Raw genomic sequence first — 10420 nt, forward strand, 5'->3', positions numbered from 1 at the left:
CACGGTCGTGAGCAACCCGTCCTGGGAAACGCGTACAGAAGCGTGCGCTCTGCGAGAAAAAGTCAGGCCCAGCGCTGCGCCTGCACTTCGGGCGGCAGCGTCGTCTGCAGCGGCACGTCGAGCCCGTCGTAGATGCCGGGCTTCTGCTCGGCCAGCCATGCGATCGCGCCGAGCAGACGGTTGGTGGCGGTGGTGTTGCCGCCGTCGGCGCGGGTGCCGCCGGGCACGTCGGCGCGGGTGGTGATCGTCAGCCGCGGGTCGCCGTCGATGATCACGCGGTGATCGCCGAGGCCTTCGTCGGGATACGGCCAGTCCGGTGCGCATGACGCGTGGATGCGAGTGATGTGGTCGATGACGATGCGTTCGCGGCCGCCCGACTTCCCGATCACCTTCAACCAGAACGCGCCCTGGGTGCCCTTCTCGAAGGTGCCCATCACCGTCTCGACGGACTCCTCGAGTGGGCGGCGTTCGACTTCCTCGGAGATCTCGTCGATCTCCATGCCGAGGTTGCGGCCGACCATCCGGACGTTGCCGCCCCACACCATCGTCGGGATCGACGGCAACAACATCATCGGTGTCTCGTCCATGGACCCCCCAAAACCACACAGCACCCGCACAGAATGCGGCTGGTTGTAGGTGGAGTAGTCGAATATCTCCTGGCAGTGGATGGTCTTGATCCTGGTGCACAGGCCGGCGGCGATCACCGCCAGCGCGTCGTTGCCCCAGCCTGGGTCGACGCCACTGACGAGCAGCGTCGAGTTGCCCTCCTCGGCGGCGCGGGTGAGCCGGTCGACCCACTCGGGCGGCGCCGAGCGCGGGTCGTAGAGCGAATACAGCGAGGGCGTCACCACATGCCTGCCCGCCCGCAAGCAGCGTTCGATGTCGGCGACGGCGTCGTCGGGACGGATGTCGCCGGACGCCATGTAAGCGACGGCATCGCATCCCGCCAGCGCGCCATCCACGTCGATGGTGACGGCGACGCCGGAAGGGCCGTCGAGCGCGGCGAACTCCGTTGCGTCTTTACCCGCCTTGTCCTGCGAGGACGTGATGACGCTCGCCAGTTCCAACCCCGGGAAAGCAGTCGCTGAGCGGATGGCCGACGACCCCATGTTGCCCGTCCCCCAGACCGCGACTCGAAGCATCGCAACACCCTATCGGGAGGTGCGTGACGATTCTCACAGGGGATCGGCATGCCCGTTCAGACACCCGTCAACTGCGGATTTGTGGGCATCGACCAACCGGGCGGTTAGTTAGGCACGGGAAATTGTTTTGGCTTGGTTTGAGTTGAAGTTACTGATGGGTATAGTTCGGGCAGTTACTGGTGGGTAACTTAAGCAAGAAGTACCCAACCAAGTGGCCGTCTCACCGAGGAGGAAATGTGAGCCACTACAAGAGCAACGTTCGTGACCAGGTATTCAACCTGTTCGAGGTCTTCGGGGTCGACAAGGCGCTGGGCGAAGGTGACTACACCGACCTCGACGTCGACACCGCCCGCGAAATGCTCGGCGAGATCGCCCGGTTGGCTGAGGGCCCGATCGCCGATTCGTTCGCCGACGCGGACCGCAACCCCCCGACGTTCGACCCCAACACCCACGCGGTGACGCTCCCCGACTCGTTCAAGAAGTCGATGCGCGCGCTGCTCGAGGGTGGCTGGGACAAGGTCGGCCTCGCCGAGGAACTCGGGGGCATGCCGATGCCCCGCGCGCTGCAGTGGGCGCTGATCGAGCACATTCTCGGCGCTAATCCCGCCGCCTACATGTATGCGATGGGCGCGGGCATGTGCGAGATCTTCTACCACAACGGCACCGACGAGCAGAAGAAGTGGGCCGTGCTGGCCGCCGAGCGCGGTTGGGGCGCCACGATGGTGCTGACCGAGCCCGACGCGGGTTCCGACGTCGGTGCGGGCCGCACCAAGGCTGTTCAGCAGCCCGACGGCACCTGGCACATTGACGGCGTCAAGCGCTTTATCACCTCGGGTGACTCCGACGATCTGTTCGAGAACATCATGCATCTGGTGCTGGCCCGCCCCGAGGGCGCCGGCCCGGGCACCAAGGGTCTGTCGCTATTCTTCGTGCCGAAGTATCACTTCGACCCGGAGACCGGTGAGCCCGGCGAGCGCAACGGTGTCTTCGTCACCAACGTCGAGCACAAGATGGGCCTGAAGGTCTCGGCCACTTGTGAGCTGTCCCTCGGTCAGCACGGCACCCCCGCCGTCGGCTGGCTGGTCGGCGAGGTGCACGACGGCATCGCGCAGATGTTCGACGTCATCGAGCAGGCTCGAATGATGGTGGGCACCAAGGCGATCGCCACGCTGTCGACCGGCTACCTGAACGCACTCGAGTACGCCAAGGAACGCGTGCAGGGCGCCGACATGACGCAGATGACCGACAAGACGGCTCCGCGCGTCACGATCACGCACCACCCCGACGTACGCCGTTCGCTGATGACCCAGAAGGCATACGCCGAGGGTCTGCGCGCGCTGTACCTGTACACGGCGACCTACCAGGACGCCCCGGTGGCCAAGGCCGTGCACGATGTGGACGCCGAGCTGGCCGCGCGGGTCAACGACCTGATGCTGCCGATCGTCAAGGGTGTCGGCTCGGAGCAGGCGTACGCCAAGCTCACCGAGAGCCTGCAGACCTTCGGTGGTTCGGGCTTCCTGCAGGACTATCCCATCGAGCAGTACATCCGGGACGCCAAGATCGACTCGCTCTACGAGGGCACCACCGCCATCCAGGCGCAGGACTTCTTCTTCCGCAAGATCGTCCGCGACAAGGGTGTGGCGCTTGCTCACGTGGCCGGGCAGATCGAGCAGTTCGTCAAGAACGAGTCTGGCAACGGCCGGCTGAAGGCCGAGCGCGCGCTTCTGGCCACCGCGCTGGAGGACGTCCAGGCCATGGCCGCGTCGCTCACCGGCTACCTGATGGCGGCGCAGGAGAACCCGACCGAGCTGTACAAGGTCGGCCTGGGCTCGGTGCGCTTCCTGATGAGCGTCGGCGATCTGGTCATCGGCTGGCTGCTGCAGCAGCACGCCGCGGTGGCCATCGACAAGCTCGATGCCGGTGTCAGCGGCGACGACCAGTCCTTCTACGAGGGCAAGGTCGCGGTGGCGTCGTTCTTCGCGAAGAACTTCCTGCCGATGCTGACCAGCACGCGTCAGATCATCGAGAACCTCGACAACGAGGTGATGGAACTCGACGAGGCGGCCTTCTAAGCTTCTTTTGCCGCTTCGCAACCAAAACCGCCCCCGGTCTCTTCCCGGGGGCGTTTTTGGTTCCGCAGCCAGACGCAAAAGGGCGGGTTCGGGAGGACACCAGGTGCGTCACATCAGTCTCGCGCGGTCGGCTTTCAACCCTTGCCGACTCTTCGGAATTATCACTCCCGAACCCGTCGTGCGACCGATCGTACGCCGGTGATACGGATCACACCAGAGCGAATTTTCAGCGGTCAGGCGTCCTTGGAGCGCAGCAGCGCACGGCTGCGCGCACGCACCGAGTCCTCGTCGCGGCCCGACTCCAGGGCGGCTTCGCGCAAGGTCGGGACGACGTGGTTGGCCAGCGTCTGAGGTCCGGTCATCCACGTCATCGTCCCGGCGCTGCGCCGACCGCCCAGGCGCAGCATCTGCGGTCCGAGCGCTGCGAGGTAGACGTCCGGCCGCGGGGCGCCCGGCACCTTCAACGAGCCGCGCGTCGTCCAGAATTCGCCGGACGCGTCCGCGGGGTCGCCGTTCAGCAGGGGCAGCAGCGCGTCGAGGTATTCGCGCATCTGCCGCACCGGCTTGTCATACGAGATCCCCCACACCCCTTCGGTCACCATGCGGTGGCTCAACCCGACGCCGAGGGTGAAGCGGCCGCCCGCGATGGTGTTGAGCGTCAGCGCGCGCTGAGCCAATTGCGTGGGGTACTGGACCTGGATCGGGATCACGCCCGAGGCCACTTCGATGGTGTCGATCTCGCGGAACGCGACGGCCAGGATCGTCAGCAGGTCGGGGTCGTAGGGCAGCTGCGCCATCCACACCCAGCGGAAACCTTGGTCACGCAACGACCTCAGCTTGTCCAAAGAGGCGTCGAGCGGAGAACGGCCGTCGTCGAGAAGTCCGGTGAGAGCGACGCTGGTCTGCATCCCACCGTCGAAGCACGGGCCCAAAACGTTTAGTGCCCCGTACTGCCGTCGGGTCGGGGGGTCAGACGGCAGTACGGAGCTATCCCGTGTATCGGCGCCGTTTCGGGGGGCGTTACAGCCACCGGAATTATTTTCTTCGGCGGGTTTCCCGGCTGTCCTCAGACCTCGAGGATCGCGGTCACACCCTGCCCGCCAGCTGCGCAGATGGAGATCAGGCCGCGCACCGGCTTGCCGGTTTCCTTCTTCTTCTCGGCGAGCTGCTTGGCCAGCTGCGCGACGATGCGCCCACCCGTTGCGGCGAACGGATGGCCTGCCGCGATCGAGGACCCGTTGACGTTCAGCTTCGACCGGTCGATCGAGCCCAGGGCCGCATCCAGGCCGAGACGCTCCTTGCAGTACTCCTCGGACTCCCAGGCCTGCAGCACGGCGAGCACCACGGACGCGAACGCCTCGTGGATCTCGTAGAAGTCGAAATCCTGCAGCGTCAGCCCGTTGCGGGCCAGCAGCGGTGGCACCGCGTACGTGCCGGCCATCAGCAGGCCGTCGCGGCCGTTGACATAGTCCACCGCCGCGGTCTGCGAGTCGACGAAGTACGCCATCGGCTCGATCGAGTGCTGCTCGGCCCACTTCTCGCTGGCGAGCAGCGCCACGGAGGCGCCGTCGGTCAGCGGGGTGGAGTTGCCCGCCGTCATGGTCGCGTCGCCGTTTCGCACCCCGAAGACGGGCTTGAGCTTGGCGAGCTTCTCGGCCGACGAATCGGGCCGCAGGTTGTTGTCGCGGTACAGCCCGAGGAACGGCGTGACGAGGTCATCGAAGAATCCGCGGTCGTAGGCGGCGGTCATGTTGCGGTGGCTCGCGGCGGCCAGCTCGTCCTGGTCGACGCGCTTGATGCCCATCTCCTTAGCGGTGACGGCGGCATGCTCGCCCATCGACATACCGGTGCGGGGCTCGCTGTTGACCGGGATTTGGATGCCCAGCGAGGCGGGTAGCTTGCCGACGAGCTTGAGCCGGTCGACGTTCGACTTGGCGCGGCGCAGGCCGAGCAGCGTGCGGCGAAGGTCGTCGCCGAGCGCGATCGGCGCATCCGAAGCGGTGTCCACCCCGCCGGCCGCCGCCACCTCGTAGCGGCCCGAGGCGATGCCGTCGGCCGCGCTGATGGTGGCCTGCAGCCCGGTGCCGCACGCCTGCTGGATGTCGAACGCCGGCGTGTACGACGACAGCGCGCTGCCGAGCACGCATTCGCGGATCAAGTTGAAGTCGCGGCTGTGCTTGAGCACGGCCCCGCCGATGACCGCGCCGAGGGTCTCGCCCTCGAGGTTGAAGCGCTCGATCAGGCCGCCCAACGCGGCGGTGAACATGTCCTGGTTGGACGCGCTGGAGTAGGCGCCATCTGAGCGGGCGAAAGGAATTCTGTTGCCACCGAGAATGGCGACGCGTCGGCGGGTATCACTAGGCATGTACCCATAGTACCCACCCTTCTTACTCTGGAGTAAGTTCGTCCCATGCCTTCCGATCTGTACTCGCAAATCGTCCACTCGGCGCCGGGGTCGTTCCTCGCCAAGCAACTCGGCATCCCGCAGCCCGAGACGCTGCGCCGCTACAAGCCCGGCGAGCCGCCGCTGTCGGGCACGTTGCTGATCGGCGGCGAGGGCCGGCTCGTCGAGCCGCTGCGCACCGCGCTCGCCGAGGACTACGACGTCGTCTCCGACAACCTCGGCGGTCGCTGGGCCGACTCGTTCGGCGGGCTCGTCTACGACGCCACCGGCATCACCGAACCGGCCGGGCTGAAGGGCCTCTACACGTTCTTCACCCCGCTGCTACGCAACCTCGGGGCGTCCGGCCGCGTTGTCGTCATCGGCACCACGCCTGAGCTTGCGGGCAGTGAGCACGAACGCATCGCGCAGCGCGCGCTCGAGGGGTTCACCCGCTCGCTGGCCAAGGAGATGCGCCGGGGCGCGACCGTGAACCTGGTGTACGTGTCGCCGGAGGCGAAGCCCGCCGCGACAGGTCTGGAGTCGACGATGCGGTTCCTGCTCTCTGGCAAGTCGGCCTACGTCGACGGCCAGGTGTTCCGGATCGGCCCCGACGATTCGGCGCCGCCAGCGGACTGGGACCGCCCGCTGGACGGCAAGGTCGCGATCGTCACGGGCGCCGCCCGTGGCATCGGCGCGACGATCGCCGAGGTGTTCTCCCGCGACGGCGCGAAGGTCGTGTGCATCGACGTCGAGCAGGCGGCCGAGGCACTGGGACAGACGGCGTCGAAGGTCGGCGGGACGGCACTGACGCTCGACGTGACCGCCGAGGACGCGGTCGACAAGATCACCGAGCACCTGCGTGAGGTGTACGACGGGCACGCCGACATTTTGGTCAACAACGCCGGCATCACCCGCGACAAGCTGCTCGCCAACATGGACGAGGGACGCTGGGACTCCGTCGTCGCGGTGAATCTCGTTGCACCGCTTGCCCTTGCCGAGGGTCTAGTGAACAACGGCGTGATCGGTGAGGGCGGCCGGGTGGTCGGGCTGTCGTCGATGGCCGGCATCGCGGGCAACCGCGGGCAGACCAACTACGCGGCGACCAAGGCGGGCATGATCGGGCTGACCGACAGCCTGTCGCAGGCCTACGCCGACAAGGGCGTCACGGTCAACGCGGTGGCGCCGGGCTTCATCGAGACCAAGATGACCGAGGCGATTCCGTTGGCCACCCGCGAGGTGGGCCGCCGGCTCAATTCGCTGTACCAGGGCGGCCAACCGGTCGACGTCGCGGAGACGATCGCCTACTTCGCGAGCCCAGCGTCGAACGCCGTCACCGGCAACACGGTGCGGGTGTGCGGCCAGGCGTGGCTGGGGGCGTGACATGAGTCAACCGTCCGGGCTGATGAACCTGGCGCGCGCGGCGGCGGGCGCCCTGCCGTTCGTGCCGCGCGGCGAGTCGCTGCCCGACCGCACGCTGACGGTCGAGGACCTGAGCATCGATCCGGAGAACGTGGCGGCCTACGCGGCGGTGACGGGATTGCAGTTCGGCGACACCGTCCCGCTGACATATCCGTTCGCGCTGACCTTCCCGACGTTGATGTCGTTGGTCACCGGCTTCGACTTCCCGTTCGCGGCAATGGGTTCGGTGCACATCGAGAACCACATCACGCAGTACCGCCCGATCGCGGTGACCGACTCGGTCTCGGTCAAGGTGCATGCGGAGAATCTGCGCGAGCACCGGCGGGGCCTGTTGGTCGACATCGTCACGGACGTCAGCGTCGGTAACGAGCAGGCGTGGCACCAGATCACGACGTTCCTGCATCAGCAGCGCACAAGCCTGTCCGACGAGCCGAAGCCGCCGCCACAGAAGCCGCCGAAACTCGGCCCGCCGAACGCGATGCTGCGCATCACGCCGGGGCAGATCCGGCACTACGCGTCGGTGGGCGGCGACCACAATCCGATCCATACCAATGCGATCGCGGCCAAGCTGTTCGGTTTCCCGACCGTCATCGCGCACGGGATGTTCAGCGCGGCAGCCGTTCTGGCGAACATCGAGGGTCAGCTGCCGGACGCGGTGAAGTATTCGGTGAAGTTCGCCAAGCCGGTGGTGCTGCCTGCGAACGCGGGCCTGTACGTCGACCGGGTGTCCGACGGTTGGGATCTGGCGTTGCGCGACATGAAGAAGCGCGAGCCGCATCTGTTCGGGACGGCTCGCTCCCTGTAGCCGCGCCGAGACTGCGCACAGATCGCGATGCGCGCTAGTTCGGCGATCGCACCGCAGTCTCGACGGGATGGTCGGACGGCGTGCCCTTCAGGCCCCGCCAGAACAGGTTGATCAACAGTTCGGCCGCCTCGTCCACGCCGGCGTCACCCGTGCTGACCCGAGACGCCACCGCCTCACCCGCACCGACCAGGGCGACGGCCATCATGTCGAAATCAGTGTCGGGCTCCGGGTTTCGCGTGCCCGAGCGCAGCAGCCTGCCGACCAGGTCGATGATGCGCTCGCGGCCCTCGCGCACGGTGTGGGCGAATGCCTGCGAGCTGGTGGCCTGGCTGTAGAGCACCATCCACGACGCCCGGTTGGCGTCGATGTAGTTCAGGAACGCCAGGACGGCGGTGCGCAGAAGGTCTTTCGGGCTTTGCCTGAAGTCGATGCGGCTGCGCACGTCGTCGACGAACCGCGCCAGCTCCCGGTCCAGGCACGCCGCGAACAGCTCCTCCTTGGACCCGTAGTACAGGTACAGCATCGGCTTGGAGATCTGCGCCTCGGCGGCGATCGCGTCCATCGACGTCTCGTGATAGCCGTTGACCGAGAAGATCTGCACAGCGGCGTCCAGCATCTGCTGCTCGCGCACCGCGCGCGGTAACCGCTTGGTTCCTCCGGCCATCCCACCAGGGTAAGCAATCCGCGGAAACCGGGCGTCAGCAGCAGGTAGCGACTAGCAGTGCGGGTTGGGCCCCTTCACCGCCGCCATCCGCATAACCGAGGCGTCGACGCTGGACATCGACAACTCCCCGGCCTCCAACGCCTTCTCCAGCCGGTCGAGCACCGCGGGCACCTCACCGGTGCTCAGCCACAGCGCGACGTCGGCGCCCGCCTGCAGGCTCCGCAGCGCCGCCTCGGCGACCCCGAACCGGTCAGTGATGGCCCGCATGCCGGACAGATCATCGGTGAACACGGGGCCGTTGAATGGCTGGCCGCCGTAGTTGCCCGATCGCAGCAGCGCGTAGGCCGCCGGGCTCAGGCTGGCCGGATCGCTGCCCGTCAGCCCGGGCACCTGTAGGTGACCGACCATCACCCCGACCGGCGCCTGGCTGGTCAGCGTCCGGTACGGGACCAAATCGGTTGTCTGCAGGTCGCTGAGCGGTGGCGTCGTGACGCCGCCCGTGTGCGAATCGCCCGAGGCACGCCCGTGGCCGGGGAAGTGTTTGAGCACCGGCATCACACCGCCGTCGCGCAGACCACGGGCATACGCGCCGGCGAAATCGGTGACGACGGCAGGATCGGAGCCGAACGACCGGTCGCCGATGGCGCCGCCCCCATCGACGTCCACGACCGGCGCGAAGTCGACGGTGATACCGAGCCCGCGCATGGCCTGGCCCCGCTTCCGCGCGATGTCGTACACCTCTTCGGGGGTACTGCTGGCGGCCAGCGAGGCGGGCGACGGTTGGCTGCCGATCAGCCCGGCCAGTCGCGACACCTGGCCGCCCTCCTCGTCGACGCTGACCGCAAGCGGCAGTGGGGACGCCGATCCTGCGATGCCTGCCAACGAGCCGTCGGACAGCATCGACAGGTCGGTCCAGCTGCCGACGAAGATGCCGCCGACGTGGTGATTGTCGACGACCGCACGCGCGTCCGCCGCGTTGGAAACACCCACCATCAACAGCTGGGCGAGCTTGTCGCGGGTCGACATCGACGCCAGCAGCGAATCCCCGGCTCCGCACGCGGGCGCCGCTGGCGCGGCCGGAGCCTCGGGCAGGGCGGTCGCCGCCTTGGTGATGGGCGCGGACGACGCTGACGGCTCGGCCTCCTGCGCGGCGGGCGAGCACGCCATCAACAGGATCGGCGTGGCAGCGAGGGCACACAATGCGCGGGGCAAGGCCATGGGCCTCGACACTAACGGCTGTAGCGCTTCACATCTATCTCGCGGTCGGCGTGTGCGCCGAGAACCTGGGTTCAGCTGCGGACATGGCCCGCGTGCTACTTTTGCCGCATGGATCGGTTCCTCGTGCCAGCCGCCGCCAGCGTCGTGGTCGGCCTGCTGCTAGGCGCGGCGGCCGTCTTCGGTGTGACGCTGATGGTGCAGCAGGACAACAAGCCACCTCTGCAAGCGGGCGATCCGGCGTCCTCGGTGCTCAACAGGGTCGAGTACGGCGACCGCACCTGATTCTCGGGTCGCCGCACAGACGACCCCGCTCTCCCGGCGCTGGTTGTGGGTGGCCGCTGCGGCGGCACTGGTCCTGACGTTCGCCCAGTCACCTGGACAGATCTCCCCCGACACCAAGCTGGACCTGACCGCCAATCCGCTGCGGTTCCTGGCGCGCGCGTTCAACCTCTGGAACAGCGAACTGCCGTTCGGTCAGGCGCAGAACCAGGCCTACGGCTACCTGTTCCCGCACGGCACCTTCTTCCTGATCGGCGACGTGATCGGGCTGCCCGGCTGGGTCACCCAGCGGTTGTGGTGGGCGCTGCTGCTGGTCGTCGGGTTCTGGGGTGTAGTGCGCGTCGCCGAGGCGCTCAACATCGGCAGCCCGACGTCGCGCGTCATCGCCGCCGTTGCGTTCGCGTTATCGCCGCGGGTGCTGACGACGCTCGGCGCGAT

9 protein-coding genes and 1 pseudogene are annotated in these 10420 nt (G+C 67.4%); 5 read left to right on the forward strand and 5 right to left on the reverse strand.

What is annotated here, in order from left to right:
• Positions 1-62: 62 nt before the first annotated feature.
• A complete protein-coding gene (locus A5650_RS14810) occupies positions 63-1142 on the reverse strand; it encodes an NAD(P)H-dependent amine dehydrogenase family protein (RefSeq protein ID WP_067292707.1) in 1080 nt (359 codons plus the stop codon).
• Positions 1143-1378: 236 nt separating this feature from the next.
• Between A5650_RS14810 and A5650_RS14815 the strand changes: the two genes are divergently transcribed.
• Complete coding sequence (locus A5650_RS14815; protein WP_067292710.1) at positions 1379-3214, forward strand: acyl-CoA dehydrogenase; 1836 nt, start codon at positions 1379-1381, stop codon at positions 3212-3214.
• A 272-nt stretch (positions 3215-3486) separates the two neighbouring features.
• On the opposite strand, the pseudogene A5650_RS14820 reads toward A5650_RS14815, so the two are convergent.
• Positions 3487-4122: pseudogene (locus A5650_RS14820) on the reverse strand (LLM class flavin-dependent oxidoreductase); the annotation flags it as partial.
• A 158-nt stretch (positions 4123-4280) separates the two neighbouring features.
• A complete protein-coding gene (locus A5650_RS14825) occupies positions 4281-5579 on the reverse strand; it encodes an acetyl-CoA C-acetyltransferase (RefSeq protein ID WP_067292713.1) in 1299 nt (432 codons plus the stop codon).
• A gap of 45 nt (positions 5580-5624) precedes the next feature.
• Between A5650_RS14825 and A5650_RS14830 the strand changes: the two genes are divergently transcribed.
• Positions 5625-6977 (forward strand): 3-oxoacyl-ACP reductase, encoded by a 1353-nt coding sequence (locus A5650_RS14830; RefSeq protein ID WP_067292717.1) that lies wholly within the window; start codon positions 5625-5627, stop codon positions 6975-6977.
• A gap of 1 nt (position 6978) precedes the next feature.
• Positions 6979-7821, forward strand: a complete 843-nt coding sequence (locus A5650_RS14835) for a MaoC/PaaZ C-terminal domain-containing protein (protein WP_067292720.1) — start codon at positions 6979-6981, stop codon at positions 7819-7821.
• Positions 7822-7855: 34 nt separating this feature from the next.
• Here the strand turns inward: A5650_RS14835 and A5650_RS14840 are convergent, their stop codons facing one another.
• The gene (locus tag A5650_RS14840) at positions 7856-8485 is read right to left on the reverse strand and encodes a TetR/AcrR family transcriptional regulator (protein ID WP_067292723.1); all 630 of its coding nucleotides are present in this window, start codon (positions 8483-8485) and stop codon (positions 7856-7858) included.
• Positions 8486-8536: 51 nt separating this feature from the next.
• Positions 8537-9703: a glycoside hydrolase family 3 N-terminal domain-containing protein gene (locus A5650_RS14845; RefSeq protein WP_197501886.1), complete on the reverse strand. Its 1167-nt coding sequence runs from the start codon at positions 9701-9703 to the stop codon at positions 8537-8539.
• 108 nt (positions 9704-9811) lie between these two features.
• Here A5650_RS14845 and A5650_RS14850 point away from each other — a divergent pair, with 108 nt between their 5' ends.
• Both A5650_RS14850 and A5650_RS14855 read left to right on the forward strand, forming a co-directional pair.
• Positions 9812-9985 carry a DUF2613 domain-containing protein gene (locus A5650_RS14850; RefSeq protein WP_067083356.1) on the forward strand — a complete coding sequence of 58 codons (174 nt, stop codon included), beginning with the start codon at positions 9812-9814 and terminating at the stop codon, positions 9983-9985.
• 43 nt (positions 9986-10028) lie between these two features.
• Positions 10029-10420, forward strand: a 392-nt coding sequence (locus A5650_RS14855) for an alpha-(1->3)-arabinofuranosyltransferase domain-containing protein (protein ID WP_197501887.1), incomplete at its 3' end; no start/stop codon positions are given.

It is taken from the genome of Mycobacterium sp. 1164985.4 (genome assembly GCF_001668575.1).
GTDB lineage: Bacteria > Actinomycetota > Actinomycetes > Mycobacteriales > Mycobacteriaceae > Mycobacterium.